The organism is Streptomyces sp. NPDC020379, assembly GCF_044387105.1.
Classification (GTDB): domain Bacteria; phylum Actinomycetota; class Actinomycetes; order Streptomycetales; family Streptomycetaceae; genus Streptomyces.
This window is the reverse complement of sequence record NZ_JBIRVR010000006.1, coordinates 11766-38154: the sequence shown is the minus strand read 5'-3', so window position 1 is coordinate 38154 and position 26389 is coordinate 11766. Positions and strand designations below refer to the sequence as shown.

The 26389-nt window shown below is 71.1% G+C and carries 23 protein-coding genes; 5 read left to right on the top strand and 18 right to left on the bottom strand.

Features of this window, described 5'->3' with window-relative positions; translation table 11 throughout:
- The 12 genes from nuoL to ACH427_RS09840 form a co-directional block, all read right to left on the bottom strand.
- On the bottom strand, positions 1–1896 hold the full coding sequence (nuoL, locus tag ACH427_RS09895; protein WP_398868937.1) for an NADH-quinone oxidoreductase subunit L: 1896 nt from the start codon (positions 1894–1896) through the stop codon (positions 1–3).
- Positions 1897–1908: 12 nt separating this feature from the next.
- Positions 1909–2208, bottom strand: a complete 300-nt coding sequence (gene nuoK / locus ACH427_RS09890; protein ID WP_398868936.1) for an NADH-quinone oxidoreductase subunit NuoK — start codon at positions 2206–2208, stop codon at positions 1909–1911.
- Positions 2205–3032: an NADH-quinone oxidoreductase subunit J gene (locus ACH427_RS09885; protein WP_398868935.1), complete on the bottom strand. Its 828-nt coding sequence runs from the start codon at positions 3030–3032 to the stop codon at positions 2205–2207. The genes nuoK and ACH427_RS09885 overlap by 4 nt, the downstream gene beginning before the upstream one ends.
- The gene (gene nuoI, locus ACH427_RS09880; RefSeq protein ID WP_398868934.1) at positions 3029–3625 is read right to left on the bottom strand and encodes an NADH-quinone oxidoreductase subunit NuoI; all 597 of its coding nucleotides are present in this window, start codon (positions 3623–3625) and stop codon (positions 3029–3031) included. The genes ACH427_RS09885 and nuoI overlap by 4 nt, the downstream gene beginning before the upstream one ends.
- A complete protein-coding gene (gene nuoH / locus ACH427_RS09875) occupies positions 3618–4958 on the bottom strand; it encodes an NADH-quinone oxidoreductase subunit NuoH (protein ID WP_398869180.1) in 1341 nt (446 codons plus the stop codon). Before nuoH ends, nuoI begins: the two co-directional genes overlap by 8 nt.
- Positions 4959–4993: 35 nt before the next feature.
- Positions 4994–7501, bottom strand: a complete 2508-nt coding sequence (locus tag ACH427_RS09870) for an NADH-quinone oxidoreductase subunit G (RefSeq protein ID WP_398868933.1) — start codon at positions 7499–7501, stop codon at positions 4994–4996.
- Entirely contained in the window at positions 7498–8883 is a 1386-nt protein-coding gene (nuoF, locus tag ACH427_RS09865; protein ID WP_398868932.1) for an NADH-quinone oxidoreductase subunit NuoF, read from the bottom strand. Before nuoF ends, ACH427_RS09870 begins: the two co-directional genes overlap by 4 nt.
- On the bottom strand, positions 8880–9704 hold the full coding sequence (gene nuoE, locus ACH427_RS09860) for an NADH-quinone oxidoreductase subunit NuoE (RefSeq protein WP_398869179.1): 825 nt from the start codon (positions 9702–9704) through the stop codon (positions 8880–8882). Before nuoE ends, nuoF begins: the two co-directional genes overlap by 4 nt.
- 109 nt (positions 9705–9813) lie before the next feature.
- On the bottom strand, positions 9814–11136 hold the full coding sequence (locus ACH427_RS09855) for an NADH-quinone oxidoreductase subunit D (protein WP_398868931.1): 1323 nt from the start codon (positions 11134–11136) through the stop codon (positions 9814–9816).
- Positions 11136–11873, bottom strand: coding sequence for an NADH-quinone oxidoreductase subunit C (locus ACH427_RS09850; RefSeq protein WP_398868930.1), 738 nt, complete (start codon positions 11871–11873; stop codon positions 11136–11138). Before ACH427_RS09850 ends, ACH427_RS09855 begins: the two co-directional genes overlap by 1 nt.
- Positions 11870–12424 carry a NuoB/complex I 20 kDa subunit family protein gene (locus ACH427_RS09845; RefSeq protein WP_398868929.1) on the bottom strand — a complete coding sequence of 185 codons (555 nt, stop codon included), beginning with the start codon at positions 12422–12424 and terminating at the stop codon, positions 11870–11872. The genes ACH427_RS09850 and ACH427_RS09845 overlap by 4 nt, the downstream gene beginning before the upstream one ends.
- 13 nt (positions 12425–12437) lie before the next feature.
- On the bottom strand, positions 12438–12797 hold the full coding sequence (locus tag ACH427_RS09840) for an NADH-quinone oxidoreductase subunit A (RefSeq protein ID WP_398868928.1): 360 nt from the start codon (positions 12795–12797) through the stop codon (positions 12438–12440).
- Positions 12798–13511: 714 nt separating this feature from the next.
- Between ACH427_RS09840 and ACH427_RS09835 the strand changes: the two genes are divergently transcribed.
- The gene (locus tag ACH427_RS09835) at positions 13512–14357 is read left to right on the top strand and encodes a C40 family peptidase (protein ID WP_398868927.1); all 846 of its coding nucleotides are present in this window, start codon (positions 13512–13514) and stop codon (positions 14355–14357) included.
- Positions 14358–14568: 211 nt separating this feature from the next.
- Here ACH427_RS09835 and ACH427_RS09830 read toward each other — a convergent pair whose 3' ends face one another.
- The 4 genes from ACH427_RS09830 to mqnC all read right to left on the bottom strand — a co-directional run bounded on the left by ACH427_RS09830 (position 14569) and on the right by mqnC (position 19017).
- Complete coding sequence (locus ACH427_RS09830; protein ID WP_398868926.1) at positions 14569–15852, bottom strand: geranylgeranyl reductase family protein; 1284 nt, start codon at positions 15850–15852, stop codon at positions 14569–14571.
- A gap of 361 nt (positions 15853–16213) precedes the next feature.
- Positions 16214–16906, bottom strand: a complete 693-nt coding sequence (locus ACH427_RS09825; protein ID WP_398868925.1) for a demethylmenaquinone methyltransferase — start codon at positions 16904–16906, stop codon at positions 16214–16216.
- 255 nt (positions 16907–17161) lie between these two features.
- A complete protein-coding gene (locus ACH427_RS09820) occupies positions 17162–17812 on the bottom strand; it encodes an imidazolonepropionase-like domain-containing protein (RefSeq protein WP_398868924.1) in 651 nt (216 codons plus the stop codon).
- A gap of 8 nt (positions 17813–17820) precedes the next feature.
- Complete coding sequence (mqnC, locus tag ACH427_RS09815) at positions 17821–19017, bottom strand: cyclic dehypoxanthinyl futalosine synthase (RefSeq protein WP_398868923.1); 1197 nt, start codon at positions 19015–19017, stop codon at positions 17821–17823.
- A 275-nt stretch (positions 19018–19292) separates the two neighbouring features.
- Between mqnC and ACH427_RS09810 the strand changes: the two genes are divergently transcribed.
- On the top strand, positions 19293–20405 hold the full coding sequence (locus ACH427_RS09810; RefSeq protein WP_398868922.1) for an alpha/beta hydrolase: 1113 nt from the start codon (positions 19293–19295) through the stop codon (positions 20403–20405).
- 85 nt (positions 20406–20490) lie between these two features.
- Here ACH427_RS09810 and ACH427_RS09805 read toward each other — a convergent pair whose 3' ends face one another.
- Positions 20491–21357 (bottom strand): menaquinone biosynthetic enzyme MqnA/MqnD family protein, encoded by an 867-nt coding sequence (locus ACH427_RS09805; protein WP_398868921.1) that lies wholly within the window; start codon positions 21355–21357, stop codon positions 20491–20493.
- A gap of 284 nt (positions 21358–21641) precedes the next feature.
- Here ACH427_RS09805 and ACH427_RS09800 point away from each other — a divergent pair, with 284 nt between their 5' ends.
- The 3 genes from ACH427_RS09800 (at position 21642) to ACH427_RS09790 (ending at position 24357) form a co-directional block, all read left to right on the top strand.
- Entirely contained in the window at positions 21642–21845 is a 204-nt protein-coding gene (locus tag ACH427_RS09800; RefSeq protein ID WP_030067036.1) for a cold-shock protein, read from the top strand.
- 234 nt (positions 21846–22079) lie between these two features.
- Positions 22080–23117 carry an AraC family transcriptional regulator gene (locus tag ACH427_RS09795; protein WP_398868920.1) on the top strand — a complete coding sequence of 346 codons (1038 nt, stop codon included), beginning with the start codon at positions 22080–22082 and terminating at the stop codon, positions 23115–23117.
- Between the two features lie 85 nt (positions 23118–23202).
- Entirely contained in the window at positions 23203–24357 is a 1155-nt protein-coding gene (locus tag ACH427_RS09790; RefSeq protein ID WP_398868919.1) for a lipase family protein, read from the top strand.
- 57 nt (positions 24358–24414) lie between these two features.
- On the opposite strand, the gene ACH427_RS09785 is transcribed toward ACH427_RS09790, so the two are convergent.
- Entirely contained in the window at positions 24415–26310 is a 1896-nt protein-coding gene (locus ACH427_RS09785) for an AMP-dependent synthetase/ligase (protein ID WP_398868918.1), read from the bottom strand.
- Positions 26311–26389 lie beyond the last annotated feature (79 nt).

Sequence of the window (26389 nt, the reverse complement as noted above, 5' to 3'; positions counted from 1 at the left end):
TCAGACCGCCCTCATCAGCAGGGTCGCGGCGATGAGCAGGGCCGCACCGCCGAACATCGAGACCGCGTACGACCGCGCGTAGCCGTTCTGGAGCCTGCGCATCCGGCCCGAGAGCCCGCCGACGGAGGCGGCCGTGCCGTTGACCACGCCGTCGACCAGCGTGTGGTCGGCGTAGACCAGGCTGCGGGTGAGGTGCTCACCGCCGCGGACCAGCACGACGTGGTTGAAGTCGTCCTGGAGCAGGTCGCGCCGGGCGGCCCGGGTGAGCACGTTCCCCCGCGGCGCCGTGACGGGGACGGGCCCGCGGCCGTACTGCGCCCAGGCGAGCGCCACCCCGAGGACGAGGACGGCCATGGTGCCGATCGTGACGGTGAGCGCGCTGACGGGGGAATGGCCCTCCGCGTGCCCGGTGACCGGCTCCAGCCACTTCAGGAAGGTGTCGTTGACGCTGAACAGCCCACCGGCGAGGACCGATCCGAAGGCGAGCACGACCATGGGGATCGTCATGGTCCTGGGCGACTCGTGCGGGTGCGGGGCGTTGCCGTCCGCGTCCGGCTGCCAGCGCTTCTCGCCGAAGAAGGTCAGGATCATCACGCGCGTCATGTAGTACGCCGTGATGGCCGCGCCCAGCAGGGCCGCGCCGCCGAGGATCCAGCCCTCGGTGCCGCCCTTGGCGAAGGCGGCTTCGATGATCTTGTCCTTGGAGAAGAAGCCGGACAGGCCGGGGAAGCCGATGATGGCCAGATAGCCGAGGCCGAAGGTGACGAAGGTGACCGGCATGTACCTGCGCAGACCGCCGTAACGCCGCATGTCGACCTCGTCGTTCATGCCGTGCATCACCGAACCGGCGCCGAGGAAGAGCCCCGCCTTGAAGAAGCCGTGGGTCACCAGGTGCATGATCGCGAAGACATAGCCGACGGGACCGAGCCCGGCGGCGAGGATCATGTAGCCGATCTGGGACATCGTCGAGCCCGCCAGGGCCTTCTTGATGTCGTCCTTCGCGCAACCGACGATCGCACCGAAGAGGAGCGTCACCGCGCCCACCGTGACGACCGCGGTCTGGGCGTCCGGCGCCGCGTTGAAGATCGCGCCGGAGCGGGTGATCAGATAGACGCCCGCGGTCACCATCGTCGCCGCGTGGATGAGGGCCGAGACCGGTGTCGGGCCCTCCATCGCGTCACCGAGCCAGGACTGCAGCGGCACCTGGGCGGACTTGCCGCACGCCGCGAGCAGCAACAGCAGCCCGACGGCCGTCAGCTTGCCCTCCCCCGCGCCCGTGGCGTGGGAGAGGACCGGGCCGAAGGCGAAGGAGCCGAAGGTGGTGAACATCAGCATGATCGCGATGGACAGGCCCATGTCGCCCACGCGGTTGACGAGGAACGCCTTCTTGGCAGCGGTGGCCGCGCTCGGCTTGTGCTGCCAGAAGCCGATCAGCAGATACGACGCGAGGCCGACGCCCTCCCAGCCGACGTACAGCAGGAGGTAGTTGTCGGCGAGGACGAGCAGCAGCATCGCGGCGAGGAAGAGATTCAGATAGCCGAAGAAGCGGCGGCGCCGCTCGTCGTGCTCCATATAGCCGACCGAATAGAGGTGGATCAGCGCGCCCACCCCCGTGATCAGCAGGACGAAGGTCATGGACAGCTGGTCCAGCTGGAAGCCCACGTCCGCGCGGAAGCCGCCGACCGGCACCCAGCTGAAGAGGTGCGAGGTGAGCGTGCGGTCCTCGCGGCCCTTGCCGAGCAGGCCGGCGAAGAGCACCACGCCCAGCGCGAAGGACACCGCCGCGAGCAGCGTGCCGATCCAGTGCCCGGCGCGGTCCAGCCGGCGGCCGCCGCACAGCAGCAGGCCCGCGCCCAGCAGGGGGGCCGCGACGAGCAGTCCGATGAGGTTCTCCACGTCAGCGTCCCCTTACAGCTTCAGCAGGGCGGCGTCGTCGACCGAGGCCGAATGGCGGGAGCGGAAGACCGACACGATGATCGCGAGGCCGATCACGACCTCGGCGGCGGCCACCACCATCGTGAAGAAGGCGATGATCTGGCCGTCCAGATTGCCGTGCAGCCGGGCGAAGGTGACGAACGCCAGATTGCAGGCGTTCAGCATCAGCTCGACGCACATGAAGACGACGATCGCGTTCCGCCGGATGAGCACACCGGCGGCACCGATGGTGAACAAAACGGCCGCCAGATAGAGGTAGTTGACCGGGTTCACTTGCGGGCCTCCTTCGCGTCCTCGCCGCGGCCGTGACCGACCCACTCCGCGGACCGCTGCTCCAGGGCCGCCAGCTCCTGGAGCGCCTCGCCGGAGACGTCACGGATCTGGCCGCGGGAGCGCAGCGTCGGGTTGACGGTGAGCTCGGCGGGGGTGCCGTCGGGCAGCAGGCCGGGGACGTCCACGGCGTTGTGCCGGGCGTAGACGCCGGGGGCGGGCAGCGGCGGCACCTGCTTGCCCGCGCGCACCCGCTCCTGGGAGCGCTCGCGCTGGCCGGCGGGCCGCTCGGTGCGCTCCCGGTGGGTGAGGACCATCGCCCCGACGGCCGCGGTGATCAGCAGCGCGCCGGTGATCTCGAAGGCGAAGACGTATTTGGTGAAGATGAGCGCCGCGAGCCCCTGCACATTGCCGCCGGAATTGGCCTGGCCGAGCCCGGTGAAGTCCTTCAGTGAGGCGTTGGCGATGCCCGCGACCAGCAGGATGCCGAAGCCGAGCGCGCAGAGCCCGGCGAGCCAGCGCTGGCCCTTGATGGTCTCCTTCAGGGAGTCGGCGGCGGTGACGCCGACCAGCATGACCACGAAGAGGAAGAGCATCATGATGGCGCCGGTGTAGACCACGATCTGGACGACGCCCAGGAAATAGGCGCCGTTGGCGAGATAGAACACCGCGAGCACGATCATGGTGCCGGCCAGCGAGAGGGCGCTGTGCACGGCCTTCTTCATCAGCACCGTGGACAGCGCGCCGATGACGGCGACGGTGCCCAGCAGCCAGAACTGCACGGCCTCACCGGTGGAGGCCGTGCCCGCGGCGGCGAGGGCGCTCATGACTGCCCCTCCCCGGCCTGGGTGGCAGCGGCCTCCGGCGGCTGCTCGCCCTTGGAGACGGCCACTTGCCGCACCGTGCCCGGCGCGGCCTCCGTCACCAGACCGCGGTAGTAGTCCTTCTCGGTCATGCCGGGGAAGATCGCGTGAGGGGTGTCGACCATGCGGTCCTCCAGGCCCGCGAGCAGCTCCTCCTTGGTGTAGATGAGCGATTCGCGGCTGGAGTCGGCCAGTTCGTACTGATTGGTCATGGTCAGGGCACGGGTGGGGCACGCCTCGACGCACAGGCCGCACAGGATGCAGCGGAGGTAGTTGATCTGATAGACGCGGCCGTAGCGCTCGCCGGGCGAATAGCGCTCCTCGTCGGTGTTGTCCGCGCCCTCGACATAGATCGCGTCCGCCGGGCAGGCCCAGGCGCACAGCTCGCAGCCGATGCACTTCTCCAGCCCGTCCGGGTGCCGGTTGAGCTGGTGGCGGCCGTGGAAGCGCGGCGCGGTGTGCTTCTTCTCCTCCGGATACTGCTCGGTCAGCCGCTTCTTGAACATGGCCTTGAAGGTCACGCCGAAGCCGGCCACGGGGTTCTGGAAGTCAGTCACCCTCGCCCTCCTTTCCGTCTCGGGGACCGTCACTGACAGTATTCACTCCACCACTGACAATGAGCTCGCGGGCCTGGCGCGAGGGCCTGCGCGGCACGGGCGGCAGGGTCTGGCCCGGCAGCGGGGGCACGGGGAAGCCGCCCGCCATCGGGTCGAACTCCCCTTGCGGAGCGGCCTCTTCCGCCTCCCGCTCCGCCTTCGCGCCGCGGTCGCGGAAGACGTCGGCCACGAAGGACAGCAGCAGGACCGCGACGACCGCGCCGCCCACGTAGAGCACGATGCGCTGGAAGTCGTAGTGCTCGTTGCGCAGGGCCCGGACCGCGGCGACGAGCATCAGCCACACCATCGAGACCGGGATGAGGACCTTCCACCCCAGCTTCATGAACTGGTCGTAGCGCAGCCGCGGCAGGGTCCCGCGCAGCCAGATGAAGAAGAACAGCAGCAGCTGGAGCTTGATGACGAACCACAGCATCGGCCACCAGCCGTGGTTCGCCCCCTCCCAGAACGCCGAGACGGGGTAAGGGGCCCGCCAGCCGCCCAGGAACAGCGTCACCGCGACGGCCGAGACCGTGACCATGTTGACGTACTCGGCGAGCATGAACATCGCGAACTTGATGGAGGAGTACTCGGTGTTGAAGCCGCCGACCAGGTCGCCCTCGGACTCCGGCAGGTCGAACGGTGCCCGGTTGGTCTCGCCGACCATCGCCACGATGTAGATGAGGAAGGAGACCGGCAGCAGCAGGACGTACCACCGGTCGTGCTGCGCGTCCACGATCGTCGAGGTCGACATCGACCCGGAGTAGAGGAAGACCGCGGCGAAGGAGACGCCCATCGCGATCTCGTACGAGATCATCTGGGCGCACGACCGCAGGCCGCCGAGCAGCGGATAGGTCGAGCCGGAGGACCAGCCCGCCAGCACGATGCCGTAGATGCCCACCGACGCGGTGGCGAGGATGTAGAGCACGCCGATCGGCAGGTCGGTGAGCTGCATCGTGGTGCGGTGGCCGAAGATCGAGATCTCGTTCCCGGCCGGACCGAAGGGGATCACGGCGATCGCCATGAAGGCCGGGATGGCCGCGACGACGGGCGCGAGGACGTAGACGACCTTGTCGGCCCGCTTGACGACCACGTCCTCCTTGAGCATCAGCTTGATGCCGTCCGCGAGGGACTGGAGCATGCCCCAGGGGCCGTGCCGGTTGGGGCCGATGCGCAGCTGCATCCACGCGACGACCTTGCGTTCCCAGACGATCGAGAACAGCACCGTCAGCATGACGAACGCGAAGCAGAAGACGGCCTTGACGACGATCAGCCACCACGGGTCCCGGCCGAACATCGACAGGTCCTCGGCGGCCAGTGCGTATGCCTTCACTACCGTGCCTCCGGTGTCTCGGTTCCGGTGCCGTCGCCGACGGCAGCGGCGATGCGTACGAGCTCGCCGGGGCGGGCACCGGTGCCATCGGTGACGCCGGTGCCCACGGAGTTGAGCGGGAGCCACACCACCCGGTCCGGCATGGGGGTGAGCCGCAGCGGCAGCCGCACGCTCCCGGCCGGGCCGGTCACGGCCAGCATGTCCCCCTCGCGCGCCCCCGCCTCGGCGGCGGTCGCGGCGGAGAGCCGGGCGACCGCGGCGTGCCGCGTGCCGGCGAGCGCCTCGTCGCCCTCCTGCAGGCGCCCCTGGTCGAGGAGCAGCCGGTGGCCCGCGAGCACGGCCTCGCCCGCGCCGGGCGGCGGCAGCGGCCGGCCGGGCTCGGCGGGGTCGGCCGCGTGGGCGCCGTCCCAGGGGCCGAGGCGGTCCAGCTCCGCGCGCGCGGCGTCGACGTCCGGCAGGGCGAGGGCCACGCCCATCGCGTCGGCCAGCATGTGCAGCACCCGCACGTCCGGCGGCACATGATGGCGCGTCAGCTGATCGAGCTTGATGGCGACCCCGAAGGGGCGGGCCCGGCCCTCCCAGTTGAGGAACGTACCCGCCTTCTCCTCGACCGCCGCGACCGGCAGCACCACGTCCGCCCGCTCCGTCACCTCGCTCGGCCGCTGCTCCAGGCTCACCAGGAAGCCGATGGCGTCCAGCGCGGCACGCGCGCGCGGCGGGTCGGGCAGGTCCGCGACCTCCACCCCGCCCACCAGCAGGGCGCCCAGCTCGCCGGTGGCCGCGGCCTCGACGATCTGGCCGGTGTCCCGGCCGGTGCCGCGCGGCAGGTCGGCCACCCCCCAGGCGGCCGCCGTCTCCTCCCGCGCGCGGGGGTCGGTGGCCGGGCGGCCGCCGGGCAGCAGGCCCGGCAGCGCACCGGCCTCCAGCGCGCCCCGCTCCCCGGCCCGGCGCGGGATCCACACCAGGCTCGCCCCGGTGGCCCCCGCGGCCGCCAGCGCCGCGGTCAGCGCGCCCGGCACGGCCGCCAGCCGCTCGCCGACGACGATCACCGAGCCGTCCGCGCGCAGCGCCTCGGCCGCCGCCTGTCCGGCGGCATCCAGCCCGGTGGCGCCCGCCAGCGCGCGCAGCCACTCCGGCTCCGTGCCCGGCGCCGCGGGCAGCAGCGTGCCACCCGCCTTCAGCAGACCGGGAGTTGTGTGCGTGGCGAGGGAGAAGACGCGCTGCCCGTGCTTGCGGTGCGCCTTGCGCAGCCGCAGGAAGACGCCGGGCGCCTCCTCCTCCGCCTCGAACCCGGCGAGCAGCACGGCGGGAGCCTGCTCCAGCGTCCGGTAGGTCACCCCCGTGCCGTCCAGGTCCCGGCCCCGGCCTGCGACCCGCGCCGCGAGGAAGTCGGCCTCCTCGGCGCTGTGCGCGCGCGCCCGGAAGTCCACGTCGTGCGTGTCGAGGGCGACGCGCGCGAACTTGGCGTAGGCGTAGGCGTCCTCGACCGTCGGCCGCCCGCCCGTCAGCACGCCCGTCCGGCCGCGCGCGGCGGCCAGCCCGCGGGCCGCCGCCTCCAGCGCCTCGGGCCAGCTCGCGGGCTCCAGGGTGCCCCCGGCGCTGCGCACCAGCGGAGTGGTGAGCCGGTCCGGGCGCCGCGCGTAGCGGAACGCGAAGCGCCCCTTGTCGCACACCCACTCCTCGTTGACCTCGGGGTCGTCGGCCGCGAGGCGGCGCATCACCTTGCCGCGCCGGTGGTCCGTACGCGTCGCGCAGCCGCCCGCGCAGTGCTCGCACACCGACGGCGAGGAGACGAGGTCGAAGGGCCGGGAGCGGAATCGGTACGCCGCCGAGGTGAGCGCGCCCACCGGGCAGATCTGGATGGTGTTGCCGGAGAAGTACGACTGGAACGGCACGTCCTCGCCGGTGCCCACCTGCTGGAGCGCGCCCCGCTCCAGCAGCTCGATCATCGGGTCGCCCGCGATCTGCTGGGAGAAGCGGGTGCAGCGCGCGCACAGCACGCAGCGCTCGCGGTCGAGGAGCACCTGGGTGGAGATCGGCACCGGCTTCTCGAAGGTCCGCTTGCGGCCCTCGAAGCGGGAGTCGGCCTGCCCTGCGGACATCGCCTGGTTCTGCAGCGGGCACTCACCGCCCTTGTCGCAGACGGGGCAGTCGAGCGGGTGGTTGATGAGCAGCAGCTCCATCACACCGCGCTGCGCCTTCTCGGCGACGGGCGAGGTGAGCTGGGTCCGTACGACCATGCCGTCGGTGCAGGTGATGGTGCAGGACGCCATCGGCTTGCGCTGGCCCTCGACCTCGACGATGCACTGCCGGCAGGCCCCGGCGGGGTCGAGCAGCGGGTGGTCGCAGAACCGCGGGATCTCGATGCCGACGAGCTCGGCGGCGCGGATGACCAGCGTCCCCTTGGGCACGGAGAGCGTGATGCCGTCGATGGTGACGGAGACCAGGTCGTCCGGGGGCACCGCCGCGTTCCCTCCCCCGGAGGAAGCCGGCGTGGTGACGGTCATGCGGATACCTCCTGGTGGTTCCCGTCCGCCCACGCCGTGGACTTCGCGGGGTCGAAGGGGCAGCCCTTCCCCTTGATGTGCTGTTCGTACTCCGCGCGGAAGTGCGTCAGCGAGGAGAAAATCGGGCTCGCGGCGCCGTCACCGAGCGCGCAGAAGGACTTGCCGTTGATGTTGTCGGCGATGTCGGCCAGCTTGTCCAGGTCCGTCATGCGGCCCCGCCCGGCCTCGATGTCGCGGAGCAACTGCACCAGCCAGTACGTGCCTTCGCGGCAGGGTGTGCACTTGCCGCAGGACTCGTGGGCGTAGAACTCGGTCCACCGGGTGACGGCCCGCACCACGCAGGTCGTCTCGTCGAAGCACTGGAGCGCCTTGGTGCCGAGCATGGACCCGGCGGCGCCCACCCCCTCGTAGTCCAGGGGGACGTCGAGGTGCTCCTCGGTGAGCAGCGGGGTCGAAGAGCCGCCCGGGGTCCAGAACTTGAGCCGGTGGCCGGGGCGCATGCCGCCGCTGATGTCGAGGAGCTGGCGCAGGGTGACGCCGAGCGGCGCCTCGTACTGCCCGGGGCCCGCGACATGGCCGCTGAGGGAGTAGAGCGTGAAGCCCGGGGACTTCTCGCTGCCCATCGAACGGAACCATTCCTTGCCCCGGTTGAGGATCGCGGGAACCGACGCGATGGACTCGACGTTGTTCACCACAGTGGGGCAGGCGTAGAGCCCCGCCACCGCGGGGAAGGGGGGCCGCAGCCGGGGCTGGCCGCGCCGCCCTTCGAGGGAGTCGAGGAGGGCCGTCTCCTCGCCGCAGATATAGGCGCCCGCCCCCGCGTGCACGGTGATGTCGAGGTCGAGTCCGCTGCCGAGGATGTCCCGGCCGAGGTAGCCCGCGTCGTACGCCTCGCGCACGGCCTCGTGCAGCCGCCGCAGCACGGGGACGGTCTCGCCGCGCAGATAGATGAAGGCGTGCCGGGAGCGGATCGCGTAGCAGGCGATCAGCATGCCCTCGATGAGGGCGTGCGGATTGGCGAAGAGGAGGGGGATGTCCTTGCAGGTGCCCGGTTCGGACTCGTCCGCGTTGACGACGAGGTAGTGCGGCTTGCCGTCGCCCTGGGGGATGAACTGCCACTTCATCCCGGTCGGGAAGCCCGCGCCGCCGCGGCCGCGCAGCCCGGAGTCCTTCACATAGGCGATCACGTCGTCGGGGGTCATCGCCAGGGCCTTGCGCGCGCCCGCGTAGCCCTCGTGCCGCAGATAGGTGTCCAGCGTCCAGGACCGGGGCTGGTCCCAGAAGGCGCTGAGCACGGGCACGAGCAGCTTCTCGGGGTCGGCCCCTCCTCCTGCCCCGGCCGCGGGCCGGGGGGTCCCACCGTTCGCGGGTGCCATGGTCATTCCTCCCCCTCCTCGGTCACGGGCCCGGCGGGGAAGCCGGGGTCCGAGGCCGATGTCCGCTGGGGCGCGTCGTGGGAGCTGGGGTGCTCGGCGGGGCCCGCCTCGCGCGTGGGCCTGCCCGCCGCGGGCGCGCCGCGCGGCGGGCCGACGTGGGCGGCCGGGGCCTCGCCCCTGGCCAGCCGCAGGCCCGCGAGGGTCGCGGGCCCGGCGGCACCGGACGCCTCGACGGCGCCGGGCCGCGGGTCGGGGAAGCCGGCCAGGATGCGGGCCGTCTCCTTGTAGGTGCACAGGGGAGCGCCGCGGGTCGGCTCCACGGTGCGCCCGGCGCGCAGGTCGTCGACGAGGGCCTTGGCGCTCTCGACGGTCTGGTTGTCGAAGAACTCCCAGTTGACCATCACCACGGGCGCGAAGTCGCAGGCCGCGTTGCACTCGATGTGTTCGAGGGTGACCTTGCCGTCGTCCGTGGTGCCGCCGTTGTCGACGCCCAGGTGGCGGCGCAGGGCGTCGAAGATGGCGTCACCGCCCAGCACCGCGCACAGCGTGTTGGTGCAGACACCGACCTGGTAGTCGCCGCCCGGCCCCCGGCGGTACATCGAGTAGAAGGTCGACACCGCCGTGACCTCGGCGACGGTCAGTTCGAGCACCTCGGCGCAGAAGCGCAGGCCGGTGCGGGTGACGTGCCCCTCCTCGGCCTGCACGAGGTGCAGCAGGGGCAGCAGCGCGCTGCGGCTGTCGGGATAGCGGGCGATCACCTCCTTGGCGTCGGCCTCCAGCCGGGCCCGTACGCCGGCGGGGTAATCGGGTGCGGGGAGCTGGGGCATGCCCAGCTGGACGTCACTCACTGCGCCCCCTCGCCCGCTTCTCCGCCCACGCGGCGCAGAGGTGCGGCTTTCGCGGTCGTCCGCGGCTTGGTGGCCGCGTGTGCGTCGCTCACCGGTCCACGCCTCCCATCACAGGGTCGATCGACGCCACCGCGACGATGACGTCGGCCACCTGGCCGCCCTCGCACATCGCCGCCATGGCCTGGAGGTTGGTGAAGGACGGGTCACGGAAGTGGACCCGGTAGGGGCGGGTGCCGCCGTCGCTGACCACGTGCACGCCGAGCTCGCCCTTGGGGGACTCCACCGCCGCGTACGCCTGGCCGGGCGGCACCCGGAAGCCCTCCGTCACCAGCTTGAAGTGGTGGATCAGGGCCTCCATCGAGGTGCCCATGATCTTCTTGATGTGGTCGAGGGAGTTGCCGAGGCCGTCCGGGCCGAGGGCCAGCTGGGCGGGCCAGGCGATCTTCTTGTCGGCGACCATGACCGGGCCGGGCGCCAGCCGGTCCAGGCACTGCTCGACGATCCGCAGGGACTGCCGCATCTCTTCCAGCCGGATGAGGAAGCGCCCGTACGCGTCACAGGTGTCGGCGGTCGGCACCTCGAAGTCGTAGGTGTCGTAGCCGCAGTAGGGCTGCGCCTTGCGGAGGTCGTGCGGGAGGCCGGCGGCGCGCAGGACGGGGCCGGTCGCGCCGAGGGAGAGGCAGCCGGCGAGGTCCAGATAACCGACGTCCTGCATCCGGGCCTTGAAGATCGGGTTGCCGGTGGCGAGCTTGTCGTACTCCGGCAGATTCCTGCGCATCTTCTTCACGAACTCGCGCACCGCGTCCACCGCGCCCGGCGGCAGGTCCTGCGCGAGCCCGCCGGGGCGGACGTACGCGTGGTTCATCCGCAGGCCGGTGATGAGCTCGTAGAGGTCCAGGACCATCTCGCGGTCCCGGAAGCCGTAGATCATGATCGTGGTGGCGCCGAGCTCCATGCCGCCGGTGGCGATGGCCACCAGGTGGGAGGAGAGACGGTTCAGCTCCATCAGCAGCACGCGGACGACGGTGGCCCGGTCCGGGATCTGCTCCTCGATGCCCAGCAGCCGCTCCACGCCCAGGCAGTACGCCGTCTCGTTGTAGAACGACGTGAGGTAGTCCATGCGCGTGACGAAGGTGGTGCCCTGGGTCCAGTTCCGGTATTCGAGGTTCTTCTCGATGCCGGTGTGGAGATAGCCGATGCCGCAGCGGGCCTCGGTGACGGTCTCGCCGTCGATCTCCAGGATCAGCCGGAGCACTCCATGGGTGGAGGGGTGCTGGGGGCCCATGTTGACGATGATGCGCTCGTCGTCGGCCCGTTTCGCGGCCGTGGCGATCTCGTCCCAGTCGCCGCCGGTGACCGTGTAGACGGTGCCCTCGGTGGTGTCGCGCGGGCTTGCGGGGGGAGTGCTCATCAGTTGTACGACCTCCGCTGGTCCGGAGCCGGGATCTGTGCGCCCTTGTATTCGACGGGGATGCCGCCGAGGGGGTAGTCCTTGCGCTGCGGGAAGCCCTGCCAGTCGTCCGGCATCATGATCCGCGTGAGCGCCGGGTGGCCGTCGAAGACGAGGCCGAAGAAGTCGTACGTCTCGCGCTCGTGCCAGTCGTTGGTGGGATAGACGTCCACGATCGAGGGCACGTGCGGATCGCTGTCGGGGGCGCTCACCTCCAGCCGGAGCAGCCGGTTGTGGGTGATCGAGCGCAGGTGGTAGACCGCGTGCAGCTCCCGCCCCTTGTCCTCGGGGAAGTGGACGCCGCTGACGCCGGTGCACAGCTCGAAGCGCAGCGCCGGGTCGTCGCGGAGGGTGCGGGCGACGCGCGGCAGGTGCTCGCGGGCGATGTGGAAGGTGAGCTCGCCGCGGTCGACGACGGTCTTCTCGATCGCGTTCTGCGGGAGCAGTCCCTGCTCCTCCAGCGCCCCTTCGAGCTCGTCGGCGACCTCGTCGAACCAGCCTCCGTACGGCCGGGACGTGGCGCCCGGCAGCCGCACGGTCCGGACGAGCCCGCCGTAGCCGGTGGTGTCGCCGCCGTTGCGGGTGCCGAACATGCCGCGCTGGACGCGGATGGCCTCGCCCGTCCCGCCGCGCTGGCCGGGGAGGTTCTGGGCGTTGACGTCCTTGTCGGGGTTGACGCCGTTCGTCGGCTCGCTCACCGCAGCAGACCCTTCATCTCGATCAGCGGGAGGGCCCCCAGCGCCGCCTCCTCCGCCTCGCGGGCGGCCTCCTCGCGGTTCACGCCGAGCTTCTCGCCCTGGATCTTCCTGTGCAGCTTCAAGATCGCGTCCAGCAGCATCTCGGGGCGCGGCGGGCAGCCGGGCAGATAGATGTCGACCGGCACGATGTGGTCGACGCCCTGGACGATCGCGTAGTTGTTGAACATGCCGCCGCTGGAGGCGCAGACACCCATGGAGATCACCCATTTCGGGTTGGGCATCTGGTCGTAGACCTGGCGCAGCACCGGCGCCATCTTCTGGCTGACCCGGCCGGCCACGATCATCAGGTCCGCCTGGCGCGGTGAGCCGCGGAAGACCTCCATGCCGAAGCGGGCGAGGTCGTAGCGCCCGGCGCCGGTGGTCATCATCTCGATGGCGCAGCAGGCGAGTCCGAAGGTGGCCGGGAAGACGGACGCCTTGCGCACCCACCCGGCGGCCTGTTCGACGGTGGTCAGCGCGAAACCGCTGGGCAGCTTCTCTTCGAGTCCCATGGTGTGGTGCCCCCTAGTCCCATTCCAGGCCGCCGCGGCGCCAGACGTAGGCGTAGGCGACGAAGACGGTGAGCACGAAGAGCAGCATCTCGACGAGCCCGAACAGCCCCAGGGAGTCGAAGGTGACGGCCCAGGGGTAGAGGAAGACGATCTCGATGTCGAAGACGATGAAGAGCATCGCCGTCAGGTAGTACTTGATCGGGAAGCGCCCGCCCCCGGCGGGCTGCGGGGTGGGCTCGATGCCGCATTCGTAGGCTTCGAGCTTGGCGCGGTTGTACCTCTTGGGCCCGATGAGCGAGGCCATGACCACGGAGAAGATCGCGAAGCCTGCTCCGAGGGCTCCCAGTACGAGGATGGGCGCGTAGGCGTTCACCGCTCCTCGCTCCTTCCAGTCGACGCTGACTGCTGGCTGACCGGACCCCGGCGACGCCCCGCCTCCGGTGGTCTCCGCGAAGATCACCCCTATGTGAGGCAGTTCACAAGCCCGGGTCGCCTGCATCCTATGCCCGCCGGTCTGTGATCTGCGACACGGGGTGCGCGCCCGCGTTTGTGATCTCCACCACCTGACGAACGATCATCAAGTCGGATGAGCACCGATCTTCGTACACGAAGCGGTCGAGTGATCACGAGAGGTGATAATTGACGACCGCGGCGCTGGTCGGAAGGGTGTGGCTCTATCAAGACGTGGCCACTGCACGCAAATTGGCATCGGAGATCGTCAACCGATATAGGGGTGCCACTCGCTGAGCCGGTGACGGCCGGCGGGGTGCCGGCCGTCGCTCCGCGCCCCGTTTCACGAGCGCGCGGCGAGAGGCGGGCGGGGCGTGAGCTGTGCCACGCTCCAGGAGGTTCGGAACCCCGTTTCCGTGGGTAGCCTCGACACGCGAGTCCTAAAGGTGATATGCCCGCCGCCGGTCACCCCCGGCGGCCAAACCCCGTGCTGAGGGGCCTGTTCACGCCCGGCGCGACATGGGCCGCCGTGACTTCGTCGTGATCAAATGCCCGAATTGTGGCCGCAGACCCGGCCATTGTGACGCACGCCACCTTTATTGAACTCAACCTGCGCGGCCTGATAGTCCGTTGTCCCATGTCCCCGAACGCGCATATAACCAGCCACCGGAAGCCCCGTCGTACGGCCACCCAGTCGTGGGTCGTGCGCACGGGTGTTGCCGGTGGCGTCCTCAGCACCCTGGCCGTGGCCGGCGCCGGTTCCGCCACCGCCGTCGAGAAGCCCACCGAGGCCACGATGGAGATGCCGGCGATCAACGCGACGATCTCCTCCTCCATCGCGCAGAGCGCCGCTGCCACCCAGCAGACCGCTTTCGGCTACCAGGAGAGCGCGCAGCAGGACAAGGCCGACGACACGGCCAAGGACGCCTCCAAGCAGGCCAAGGACGAGGCTCAGCGCATCGCCGACGCCGCGGAGAAGAAGGCCGCCGCGGAGAAGGAGAAGCGCGAGCAGGAGGAGGCCCGCGCCTCCCGCGCCACCGAGCGCAAGACCCTCAGCGCCAAGTCCGCCGCGGACTCCTCCGACGAGGCGTCCTCCGCCGCGTCGTCGTCCTCGGCGTCCGTCGGCAGCGGCAGCACCGCCACGCTGATCTCCTTCCTCCAGGCGCAGCTCGGCAAGGCGTACGTGATGGGCGCCACCGGCTCCTCCTCGTACGACTGCTCCGGCCTGGTGATGTCCGCGTACAACCAGATCGGCATCAGCCTGCCGCGCGTCTCGCAGGACCAGTCGACGGCCGGTACGCAGGTGTCGCTGAGCAACCTCCAGCCCGGCGACATCCTCTACTGGGGCTCCGCGGGCAGCGCCTACCACGTCGCCGTCTACGTCGGCGGCGGCAAGTTCATCGGCGCGCAGAACCCCAGCTCCGGTGTGGTCGAGCGCGACCTCAGCTTCGACATGCCCACGGGTGCCGTGCGCGTCATGTGACGCCTCGCGCCTTGCTCTTCCGTGAAAGGGCCGCCGCTCCCCACCGCTCGGGGACGGCGGCCCTTTCGCGTACGTGGCGGCACATACAAGGACCGCCCGCCGTACGGGGGCTGTGGCGCACGGCGAGCGGTTGCTTGTCTGTTTTCTTCCGCGAAGCGGACACGCCGAAACGGCGTGAAAGCTACCCGAAAGGGTGAAACTTACTCGTTTGTCACGAGCGCGGCGCCACCTTGCTGAGGCCGTTGATGATCCGGTCCATGGCGTCGCCGCCCGTCGGGTCCGTGAGGTTCGCCAGCATCTTCAGCGTGAACTTCATCAGCAGCGGGTGCGTCAGGCCGCGCTGCGTGGCCATCTGCATCACCTTCGGGTTGCCGATCAGCTTCACGAAGGCGCGGCCGAGCGTGTAGTAGCCGCCGTAGGTGTCCTTGAGGACCTTCGGGTAGCGCTGGAGGGCCAGCTCGCGCTGCGCGTACGAGGCACGGGCGTGGGCCTGCACGATGACCTCGGCCGCGATCTGGCCGGACTCCATCGCATAGGCGATGCCCTCGCCGTTGAACGGGTTGACCAGTCCGCCCGCGTCGCCCACCAGCAGCAGGCCGCGCGTGTAGTGCGGCTGGCGGTTGAACGCCATCGGGAGCGCGGCGCCGCGGATGGGGCCCGTCATGTTCTCCGGGGTGTAGCCCCAGTCCTCCGGCATCGAGGCGCACCACGCCTTGAGGACCTCGCGCCAGTCCAGCTCCTTGAAGGAGTCGGAGGTGTTGAGGACGCCGAGGCCGACGTTGCTCGTGCCGTCGCCCATGCCGAAGATCCAGCCGTAGCCGGGCAGCAGCCGGTCCTGCGGGCCGCGCCGGTCCCACAGCTCCAGCCACGACTCCAGGTAGTCGTCGTCGTGCCGGGGCGAGGTGAAGTACGTACGGACCGCCACGCCCATCGGACGGTCCTCGCGCCGGTGCAGGCCCATCCCCAGCGACAGGCGGGTGGAGTTGCCGTCCGCGGCGACGACGAGCGGGGCGTGGAAGGTGACCGGGGTCTTCTCCTCGCCGAGCCTGGCGTGCACGCCGGTGATCCGGCCCGTGCGGTCGTCGATGACCGGCGCGCCGACGTTGCACCGCTCGTACAGCCGGGCGCCCGCCTTCTCCGCGTTCCGCGCGAGCTGCTCGTCGAAGTCGTCGCGCTTGCGGACGAGTCCGTAGTCGGGGAACGAGGCGAGCTCCGGCCAGTCCAGCTGGAGCCGCACGCCACCGCCGATGATGCGCAGGCCCTTGTTGCGCAGCCAGCCCGCCTCCTCGGAGATGTCGATGCCCATCGACACGAGCTGCTTGGTCGCGCGCGGGGTCAGGCCGTCGCCGCAGACCTTCTCGCGCGGGAACGCCGTCTTCTCCAGCAGCAGCACGTCCAGCCCGGCCTTGGCCAGGTGATACGCGGTGGCGGAGCCGGCCGGGCCTGCACCGACGACGATCACGTCGGCGGTGTGTGCGGTGGGGGACTCGGTCACGGTCGGCTCTCCCGTTCGACGGAGGGTTTGATGCGCCGAGTCTATGAGCCGGGGGGTGGGGGCCGGAGGGGCGGGGCGGCGGGTCCGTCGGCCTGCGGCGCTTGTTCCCCTACCCGCCCCTTCCCGGACTGGGGCGCGCGTGCCCCAGACCCCCGGCTGCGGGCCGGTTCGCCACCTGCGGCGGGAGCGGTCCTTCGGACGCGTCCTCAATCTCCCCCAGCGTTAGCTGGGGGAGTATTGAGGGCAACGCGCGAAGCGTGTCGCGGGGTCTGGGGGGGGCGGCCCCAGTTCGGGAAGGGGCGGGGTAGGGGAACGAGCGCCGCAGGCGGCAACGGCAAGTGACCGAACCCCCGGTCACCCCCTACCGCTTCGTGCCCCGGTGCAGGGCCACCACCCCGCCCGTCAGGTTCCGCCAGGCCACGTCCGACCAGCCCGCCGCCTGGAGGCGAGAGGCCAGCGCCGGCTGGTCCGGCCAGGCGCGGATGGACTCGGCGAGATAGACGTACGCGTCAGGGCTGCTGCTGACGACCCGGGCGACCGGCGGCAGAGCGCGCATCAGGTACTCCGTGTAGACCGTGCGGAACGGCCCCCACGTCGGCTGGCTGAACTCACAGATCACCACGCGCCCGCCCGGCTTGGTCACCCGCAGCAGCTCGCGCAGGGCCAGGTCCGTCTCCTGCACGTTGCGCAGGCCGAAGGAGATGGTGACGGCGTCGAACACACCGTCCGCGAAGGGCAGTCGGGTCGCGTCACCGGCGGTGAGCGGGAGCCACGGGTGGCGCTTCTTGCCCTCGCGCAGCATGCCGACGGAGAAGTCGCACGGCACGACGTACGCGCCCGCCGCGGCGAACGGCATGGAGGACGTGCCCGTGCCGGCCGCGAGGTCCAGCACCTTCTCCCCCGGGCGCGCGTTCACGGCCTGGGCGACGGCCTTGCGCCACAGGCGGGCCTGGCCGAGCGAGAGCACGTCGTTGGTCAGGTCGTATTTCGCCGCCACGTCGTCGAACATCGCGGCGACTTCGTGCGGCTGCTTGTCCAGGGATGCTCGGGTCACGACCCCATTGTTCACCGCCCGCCACAGCGGTGCCGCGCGGGGTTCGCGCGCCCGGAGTCCTGGACGGGGGCGGGTCACCGGCGCTCGGCGCCTGTGACGTCGTACCGGGGACCCCCGCCCCCCGGAACCAACTGGGTACCCCCCGGTCCCACCGCCCCCGCGCGTCTCATTCTTATGAGCGAAAGAGGAAGATCCACATCCATTAACGGGCCCCTGACGTCGCGCGCAACCGCTTTTACGGATCACTGACGCGCGTCAGCGCGCGCGGTAGACCAGCCGCCCGGCGAGGACCGTGGCGACGCAGGATCCCGCGCCCCGCGCCGCGAGCGCGGCGGCGTCCGGGACGTCGAAGACGGCGAAGTCCGCCCGCGCGCCCGGCGCGAGCGCGCCCGCGAACGCCGCGTCCGGCGCGGCGCCTTCGGGCAGGGCCGGCAGCGGGTCCAGGGCCGGCGCGAGGCCGGGCGGCGCCTGCCGCACGACCTGGGCGAGCCCCGCCCGCGCCACGGCCATCCGTACGGCCGCGCGGGCGAAGGGGCCGGTCACCGCGGTCGTGCCGTGCCGCAGCAGCCGCTGCGCGCCGCGCCTCGCGGACGCGCCCCAGCGGGCGTCGTCCATGCCGAGCGCCGCCAGCCGGTCGCCGGTCAGCGGCTCCTCGCCCAGCTCCTGCGCCTCGCGCGGATCCGGGTGGTAGGCGGCCTCCAGCAGCGCGGCGGCGCCGGGGTGCACGAGGCCGGGGGTGAGCAGGCCGGGCCAGCGGCGCACCCTGGCCAGCGGATGCGCCTCGGCCACGTCGGCATACGCCCCGACGGCCACGATCCGGTCGCCCTCCACGGCGACGGCCCCCTCGGGCAAGGGGGCCGCTCCGGGGCCGGGCAGCAGCAGCCCGGCTGTGTGAATGGTCAGCACGACCGGGGTCAGCTCGTCGCGACGATCTTCAGCTCGGGGTGTGCGGTGCCCCCCGCGATCGCCGTCGAGGACAGATGCGAGACCACCCGGTCGTCGACCGGGTCGTTCGCCGGGTCCTCGTGCACCACCAGGTGCTCGTACGTCGTCGCGCGCTGCGCCGGGACCCGGCCCGCCTTACGGATCAGATCGATGATCTCCATCCGGTTGGAGCGGTGCTTCGCGCCCGCCGAGGAGACCACGTTCTCCTCCAGCATGATCGAGCCGAGGTCGTCGGCGCCGTAGTGCAGCGACAGCTGACCGACCTCCTTGCCCGTCGTCAGCCACGACCCCTGGATGTGCGCCACGTTGTCCAGGAACAGACGGGCGATCGCGATCATCCGCAGATACTCGAAGATCGTCGCCTGGGTGCGGCCCTTGAGGTGGTTGTTCTCCGGCTGGTACGTGTACGGGATGAACGCACGGAAGCCGCCCGTGCGGTCCTGCACATCGCGGATCATCCGCAGGTGCTCGATCCGCTCCGCGTTCGTCTCGCCCGTGCCCATCAGCATGGTGGAGGTGGACTCCACGCCCAGGGTGTGGGCGAGCTCCATGATCTCCAGCCAGCGCTCACCCGACTCCTTCAACGGCGCGATCGCCGTCCGCGGCCGCTCCGGCAGCAGCTCCGCGCCCGCACCCGCGAAGGAATCCAGACCCGCGGCATGGATCCGGCGGATCGCCTCCTCCGCGCTCACCCCGGAGATCCGCGCCATGTGGTCCACCTCGGAAGCGCCGAGGGAGTGGATCACCAGCTGCGGGAACGCCTTCTTGATCGCGGCGAAGTGCTCCTCGTAATACTCCACCCCGTAATCCGGGTGGTGCCCGCCCTGGAACATGATCTGCGTGCCGCCCAGCTCCACGGTCTCCGCGCAGCGGCGCAGGATGTCCTCCAGGCCGCGCGTCCAGACCTTGTCGCTCTTCGGCGGGGCGTAGAACGCGCAGAACTTGCACGCCGTCACACACGCGTTCGTGTAGTTGATGTTCCGCTCGATGATGTACGTCGCGATGTGCTCCACACCCGCGTACCGCCGACGCCGCGCCGCGTCCGCCGCCGCACCGAGCGCGTGCAACGGCGCCGAGCGGTACAGCTCCAGCGCCTCCTCCGCGGTGATCCGGCCACCGGCGGCGGCGCGGTCGAGGACGGACTGAAGGTCGGCGTTCTCGGTCACCGGGCGTCCCTTCGGAGGGGGTTTGACACGACCGGGCCAGCGTACGCCAGCCCTGTGACACAGCGGATGGCGGCCGCCGACGGTCACCCTCCGCGCCCGGTGCGTCTCGCACCGGGACCTTCGTCTCCTCCTGGCAGGGACTGACGACTCCGATTTTCAGCCTATGACTCAATTCACGAGGTCTCCGAGGAACCCGGACGCCGCGATTGCTCATCCATCAGGGCGGAACAAACCGTCATGTCCTTCGGGGCAGCAGCATCATCCGGAGCGACGAGATGACGCATTCATCCAATGGGGCCTACCGGTCCCAGGGCCACCGCCGAGCCTCCCGCGCCAAACGATGGATCATCGTCGTGGCGTCCATAGCCGTGCTCGGGCTGATCGCCTGGCCCGTCATGACCTATTTCGAGATCCCGCCCTTCACCGACAAGGGCAAGCCCGTGAGCTTCGGCGAGGTGCCGAACGGCGGCGGGCAGGCCGGCGGGACCGGCGGCGACCAGCCCGCGGACTCCAGGATCTCGATGCCCACGGGCCCGAAGGCCGACTTCAAGATCGCCAGCACGCTGGGCAACGGCACGCACGTCGGCGTCGTCTCGTACGACGGCAAGAAGTCCGGCTTCAAGGGCAAGGTCTGGGTGTGGGCGCCCAAGGAGTACGAGGACCCGAAGTTCGCCAAGAGCGGCTTCCCGGTCCTGATCGCCCTCCCAGGCGGCCCCGGCTTCCCGGCCAACTACTGGATGGACGACAACCTCAAGCTGGAGTCGTCGATCTCCAAGTGGTACTCCGAGGGCAAGAGCAAGCCCTTCCTCCTCGCGATGCCCGTCCTCAACCCCAAGCCGGACGACGGCGGGCTCTACTGGGACGGCAGTGACATCCCCGGCCAGCCGAAGATGGGCACCTGGCTCACCGAGGACGTCCCGGACCTGATGAAGCAGAATTTCCGGACGATCAACTCGCGCGACGGCTGGGCCTTCATGGGCTCCTCCTCCGGCGGCTTCTCCGGCCTGAAGGCCGTGCTCAAGCACCCGGACAAGTTCAAGGCCGTGATCGCCTCCGGCCCGGACATCGTCCCGGACTCCCCGCTGTGGAAGGGCCACGAGCAGGAGAAGAACGAGAACAACCCCGAGCTGCTGGCCAAGGCCCTGATCGCCGCCAACAAGCCGGGCCAGGACGTCTATCTCGCCTTCCAGTACGGAACGCTGGAGAAGAGCGTCATCCCGAAGGTGGACCAGTTCATCAAGACCTACGGCAACAAGGGTCCGATCCACACCCGCCTCCAGGTCATCCAGGGCGGCAAGCACGACGCCAAGACCTATGTCGAGGGCATGGGCGACGGCAGCATGCAGTGGATCAGCGAGCACATGGAAGGCCCCGTGCCCGCCTCCTGACGGAACCGGCCCGCGGGCCCCGGCCGTTCCACCGGGGCCCACGGGCCGAAGGCCGCTGTCCGAAGCCCTGATCCCGGTCCCGGGGTCAGGGCTTCTTCAGCAGTTCCACCCGGACATCGGCGGGAAAGCCCGTCGTCGGTCCCGTACGGCGGGCGAACTCGGTGACGCCCGCGAGCTGCTCCGGCCCGAAGCGGAAGTCGAGGGTCGTGAAGTAGCGCTCCAGCAGCTCCGCGTCGAACGCCTCCCAGCGCGCCGCCTGCTCGGCGACCTTGCCGACCTCCTCCAGGGAGACGTCACGGGAGGCGAGGAACGCCTCGTGGACGTCGGCGACGATGCGCGGCGCGCGGGCCAGGTAGTCCTTGCGCACGGCCCAGACCGCGAAGACGAACGGCAGCCCCGTCCAGTCCTTCCACATCTGCCCCAGGTCGTGGACCTCCAGGCCGAGCCGCGGCGCGTCGTGCAGCGAGGCCCGCAGCGCGGCGTCCCCGATCAGCACGGCGGCGTCCGCCTCCCGCATCATCAGGCTCAGGTCGGGCGGGCAGGTGTAGTAGTCCGGCCGCACGCCGTACTGCTCGGCCAGCAGCAGCTGCGCCAGCCGTACCGAGGTGCGCGACGTGGAGCCCAGCGCGACCCGGGCGCCGTCGAGCTCGGCCAGCGGCACCTGCGAGACGATCACGCAGGACATCACCGGGCCGTCGCAGCCCACCGCGATGTCGGGCAGGGCCACCAGCTCGTCGGCGTTGCGCAGGTACTCGACGAGGGTGACGGGGCCGATGTCCAGGTCACCGCGGACCAGCCGCTCGCTGAGCTTCTCCGGGGTGTCCTTGGTGAGGTCCAGGTCGAGCAGCGTGCCCGTGCGGGCGAGCCCCCAGTAGAGGGGCAGGCAGTTGAGGAACTGGATATGGCCGACGCGGGGGCGGCCGCCGTGCCGGTCCGAGGCTGAATTGTCCACATCCGGAGGCTAGCCCCGTGGCGCCGGGAGGGGCGGGGCGGGGGGCCTGTCGGCAGCTGCCCGACCGTCGATCTTTTCCGGCTGCCACGCCCGGAAAACCATCCAACAGCGTGATCTTCCACTCTTTCGCAGCAAGAACCTCGCGTGCTAGGCTCGCCGCAAGTTGCAGTTTGGTTTCCCTTGCAGTACAGAGCCTGCGGAGCATGTGACCCCGCAGGCTTTTGTAGTTTTCAGACTTCTCGCAGGTTCTGGAGCAGGGCAACCCTTTGGCCCAAGGAGGGCTTATGGCTACCGGAACCGTGAAGTGGTTCAACGCTGAAAAGGGCTTTGGCTTCATCGCCCAGGACGGCGGGGGCCCCGACGTCTTCGTCCACTACTCCGCGATCAACGCCGCTGGCTTCCGCTCCCTCGAGGAGAACCAGCAGGTCACCTTCGACGTCACGCAGGGCCCGAAGGGCCCGCAGGCGGAGAACGTCACCCCGGCCTAAGTCCTTCGGATCTCCTGATCCGGCGGCTTGACCGTCCGACCGATCGCGGTCGCTCCGCAGTACCCAAGGAGCCCTGTCCGCTCCCGTTTCGACGGGAGTGGGCGGGGCTCCTGCCTTTTGTCCCCCTGCCCTGATTTATTCGATTCAGCTTTTCTTTTGCACTCTTTCTTTCGCTTTTGTTCATCCTGATGTCTTGGGCGTGCCCTCTCCCGCCGGACCGGCTTGAATTACCCCATGAGTCGCACGATCACCGTGCACCACGTCAAGGCCGCTCTCGGCGGAGCCCGACGGCTCGGCATCGACACCGTTCCCCTGCTGGACAGCGCGCGGATCCCGCCGCCCCTCCTCGCCGACGAACGGGCCCGGGTGACCCCCGAGCAGTTCAGCTTGCTGGTCAAGGAGCTGCGGCGGGCCACCGGTGACGAGTTCCTCGGCCTCGGCCCCTCCCCCAGCAGGCCCGGCACGTTCGCGATGATGTGCTACGCCTGTTCCGGCTGCCGCGACCTCGGCACGGCCATGGAGCGCGGCATCCGCTTCTACGGGCTCTTCCCCGGCGGCCCGGACCTCGCGCTGGAGCGGCGGCCCGCGGAGGCCGTCCTCACGGTCCGCAGCGATCTGCGGCACATCCCCGAGAGCGGCTTCCTCGCCGAGGCCCTGATGGTCGTCTGGCACCGGATGGCCGGCTGGCTGACCGGCCGGCGGATCACCCTGCGCTGGGCGGAGTTCGCCCACCCCGCCCCGCCGTACGCCCGGGAGTACGACCTCCTCTTCGGCTGCACCGTCCGCTTCGGCGCGCACCGCACCGGCGCCGGGTTCGACCCGCGCTGGCTGGCCGCCCCCGTCGTGCAGGACGAGGCCGCCCTGGAGGCCCTGCTCCGGCACGCGCCCGCCGGCCTGCTCGGCGAGCGCGAGTACGGCACGACAGTCGCCGAACAGGTGCGGCGCTCCCTGGCGCGGGCGCTGCGCGAGGGCCGCGCCGTCCGGCTGCCGGAGGTGGCGCAGACAGCGGCCCGGCTGGCGGTGAGCCCGGCGACGCTGCGGCGCCGGCTCCAGGACGAGGGCACCTCGTACCGCAGGCTGAAGGACCAGGTGCGGCGGGAGGCCGCGGTGCGCAGCCTGGCGGAGGGGCGGGAGCCGATCACGCAGCTGGCGGCGCGGCTGGGCTTCTCGGAGGACACCGCCTTCCACCGGGCGTTCCGCCGCTGGACGGGTACGACACCCGGGGCGTACCGCCTCCTGGAGCGAGAGGTGCGGCCGGGTCAGCAAAGCTGAGCTCCCGGGTCACCGCCTTACTGACCCGTACGTCACTACGGTCGCCACAACTGACCCGGCACCACCGACAGTCGGGAGAGTCCGCATGCACCTGCGTTCCACCGCCCTCGCCGCGGTCGCCGCGCTGGCCTTCTCGCTCGGCCTCACGGGCACGGGCACGGCGGCCGGCAAGCCCGGGGCCGCGTCCCCGGGCGACGTCGTCACCGCCGCGCCCACCTCCTTCCACCCGCTGCCCGGCCAGCCCACCAACACCAGGGCCTGGCACATCACCTACCGCTCCACCACCGCCAGGGGCGCGGCCGATGTCGTCTCCGGCACGGTGATCGTGCCCCAGGACGGCAGACCGGGGCCGCGCCCGCTCGTCTCCTACGCGGTGGGCACCGTGGGGATGGCCGACCAGTGCGCGCCCTCCGCGGGCTTCCCCAACGGCACCGCCGTCGAGGCCAACCTCATCCAGCAGCTCACCCTGCGCGGCTGGGCCGTCGCCGTCACCGACTACGAGGGGCTCGGCACCCCCGGCGACCACACCTACGTCGTCGGGCGCTCCGAGGGCCACGCCGTCCTCGACGCGGCCCGCGCCGCGCTACGGCTGCCCGGCACCGGGCTCACCGCCGACTCGCCCGTGGGCATCATGGGCTACTCCCAGGGCGGCCAGGCCAGCAGCTGGGCCGCCGAGCTGCACGACTCGTACGCCCCCGAGCTGAACCTCAAGGGCACCGCGACCGGCGGGGTGCCCGCCGATCTGATCAGGACCGCCGAGTACAACGACGGCAGCATCGGCGCCGGCCTCATCCTCATGGCCGCCGTCGGCCAGGACGCGGCCTATCCGGAGCTCCGGCTCGACAACTACCTCAACGACCGCGGGCGTTACTACGTCGACTTCCTCAAGCACCACTGCGTGGCGGTCAACACGGTCGCCGGCCTCTTCAAGCGGATCTCCGACGTGACGGTCAGGAACCCGCTGGACGCACCCGACTGGCAGCGCGTGCTGCACTCCTCGGACCTCGGCTCGCACGCGCCCGACCGGCCCGTCTACCTCTACCACGGGGTGGTCGACGAGCTGGTCCCGTACGCGATCGGGCAGAAGCTGCGCGCCGACTGGTGCGAGAAGGGAGTGCCGGTGCGGTGGCACGGGCTGCCGCTGGGCGAGCACGTCGTGGGCGCGATCACGGAAGCGGTCCCGGCGGCGAACTGGCTGGCGGAGCGCTTCGCGGGCAAGGACGCCCCGGGCAACTGCTGACCTCCGGGCGCCGGGCGGGCCCTTTCCGGTCCGCCCGGCGCCCGGAGCGGACGCGCGTCAGCGCGCGTACAGATCCGCTATCTCCCGCGCGAAGTCCCGGGCGATCGCCGCCCGCCGCAGCTTCAGGGACGGCGTCAGGTGGCCCGACTCCTCGGTGAAGTCCACCGGCAGGACGGCGAAACGGCGGATCGACTCGGCCCGCGACACGAGGGAGTTCGCGTCGTCCACGGCCTTCTGCAACTCGTCCAGCAGCTCCGGGTCCCGCACCAGTTCCGCCGTCGGCACCGCGGACTTGCCCCGCATCCGCACCCAGTGCGCCAGGCCGTCCTCCTCCAGCGTCACCAGGGCCGTGATGTACGGGCGGTCGTCACCCAGCACCAGGCACTGGCCGACCAGCGGGTGCGCCCGGAGCCGGTCCTCCAGGGGCGCGGGGGCGACGTTCTTGCCGCCGGAGGTGATGATCAGCTCCTTCTTGCGGCCGGTGATGGTGAGATAGCCGTCCTGGTCGAGCGCGCCCAGGTCACCGGTCGGGAACCACTCGCCGTCGGCCGCGGGGAGGGCCTCGCCGCGCTCGGCGTCCCAGTAACCGGAGAACACCTGCCCGCCGCGCAGCAGCACCTCCCCGTCGTCGGCTATCCGTACGGCGCTGCCCGGCAGTGGCCAGCCGACCGTGCCGATGCGGGGGCGCAGCGGCGGGGTGACGGTGACCGCGGCGCAGGTCTCGGTCAGGCCGTAGCCCTCGAAGACCTCGATGCCCGCGCCCGCGCAGAAGGCGGCGAGCCGGTGGCCGAGCGGTGAGCCGCCGCTGAGGACGTAGCGGACCTCGCCGCCGAGCGCGGCCCGGACGCGGCGGTAGACGAGCGGGTCGTAGAAGGCGCGGGCCGCGCGCAGGGCCGGGCCGGGCCCCGGGCCGGTGCCGTGCCGGCGGGCCTCCTCGGCCTCGCCGTAGCGCGTCGCGATCCGGGCGGCGCGGTCGAAGGAGGCGGCGCGGCCCAGTCTCTCGGCGGTGGCGCGGCCGGTGTTGTAGACCTTCTCCAGCACATAGGGGATGGCGAGCAGGAAGGTCGGCCGGAAGGCCGCGAGGTCGGCGAGGAGGTCGTCGGTCCTGATGGACGGCGCGTGGCCCACCCGTACGCGCGCCCGCATGCAGCCGACGGCGACGGTCCGCCCGAAGATGTGGGAGAGCGGCAGGAAGAGGAGGGTGGCGGCCGGGGACTTCGCGGTCGCCTTGTAGAGGGGGTGGAGCAGTTCGCTGGAACTGTCCGCCTCGGTGAAGAAGTTGCCGTGGGTGAGGACGCAGCCCTTGGGGCGGCCGGTGGTGCCCGAGGTGTAGATGAGGGTGGCGGTGTCCGCGGGGGTACGGGTGGCGCGGGCCTCGGTGACCACGGAGGCGGGTAACTCCCGGCCCGCGGCCATGAGCGAGCGGATCGCCCCGGTGTCGAAGCGCCACAGATGGGCCAGGCGCGGCAGCTCCGCGCGCACGTCCTCGACGAGCCGCGCCTGGGCCGGGCCCTCGACGACGCACGCGGAGGCCCCGGAGTCCTGGAGGATCCAGCGGACCTGGTGGGCGGAGGAGGTGGGGTAGACGGGGACGCCGACCAGCCCGGCCGCCCAGGCCGCGAAGTCCAGCAGCGTCCATTCGTAGGTCGTACGGGCCATGATGGCGAGCCGGTCGCCGGGCCGCAGGCCGTGCGCGATCAGGCCCTTGGCGGTGGCGAGCACCTCCGCGGCGAAGGTGGCGGTGGTGACATCGCGCCAGGTCCCGTCGGGCTGCTTCCGGCTGAGCACGACATCGGTGGGTGCGGCGGCCGCGTTCTCGAACGGCAGGTCCCCGAGGGACCCGCTGGTCACGGGCGGGGCGAGGGGCGGTACGGCGGCCTCACGGACGACACCGTGCACCAGTGTCGTGCGGGGCGGGTGGAGGACGTCGGCTGCGCTGTGCGGTTCGGACACGTGCGGCTCCTGTTCGTGGCCGGCGTATACCTACTCAGCGGTAAATCGCGGCCAATCTACGCGGTGTCGCGCGTGCGCT

Bases quoted from the DNA above. Each gene is read 5' to 3' on its own strand.
- ACH427_RS09885 (WP_398868935.1), bottom strand. From the start codon at position 3,032: ATGAGCGCCCTCGCCGCCGCGGGCACGGCCTCCACCGGTGAGGCCGTG.
- ACH427_RS09790 (WP_398868919.1), top strand. From the start codon at position 23,203: ATGCACCTGCGTTCCACCGCCCTCGCCGCGGTCGCCGCGCTGGCCTTC.
- ACH427_RS09835 (WP_398868927.1), top strand. From the start codon at position 13,512: ATGTCCCCGAACGCGCATATAACCAGCCACCGGAAGCCCCGTCGTACG.
- nuoF (WP_398868932.1), bottom strand. From the start codon at position 8,883: ATGACCATGGCACCCGCGAACGGTGGGACCCCCCGGCCCGCGGCCGGG.
- nuoH (WP_398869180.1), bottom strand. From the start codon at position 4,958: ATGTTCGGCCGGGACCCGTGGTGGCTGATCGTCGTCAAGGCCGTCTTC.
- ACH427_RS09800 (WP_030067036.1), top strand. From the start codon at position 21,642: ATGGCTACCGGAACCGTGAAGTGGTTCAACGCTGAAAAGGGCTTTGGC.
- nuoE (WP_398869179.1), bottom strand. From the start codon at position 9,704: ATGCCCCAGCTCCCCGCACCCGATTACCCCGCCGGCGTACGGGCCCGG.
- ACH427_RS09795 (WP_398868920.1), top strand. From the start codon at position 22,080: ATGAGTCGCACGATCACCGTGCACCACGTCAAGGCCGCTCTCGGCGGA.
- ACH427_RS09845 (WP_398868929.1), bottom strand. From the start codon at position 12,424: ATGGGACTCGAAGAGAAGCTGCCCAGCGGTTTCGCGCTGACCACCGTC.
- ACH427_RS09870 (WP_398868933.1), bottom strand. From the start codon at position 7,501: ATGACCGTCACCACGCCGGCTTCCTCCGGGGGAGGGAACGCGGCGGTG.
- ACH427_RS09855 (WP_398868931.1), bottom strand. From the start codon at position 11,136: ATGAGCACTCCCCCCGCAAGCCCGCGCGACACCACCGAGGGCACCGTC.
- ACH427_RS09810 (WP_398868922.1), top strand. From the start codon at position 19,293: ATGACGCATTCATCCAATGGGGCCTACCGGTCCCAGGGCCACCGCCGA.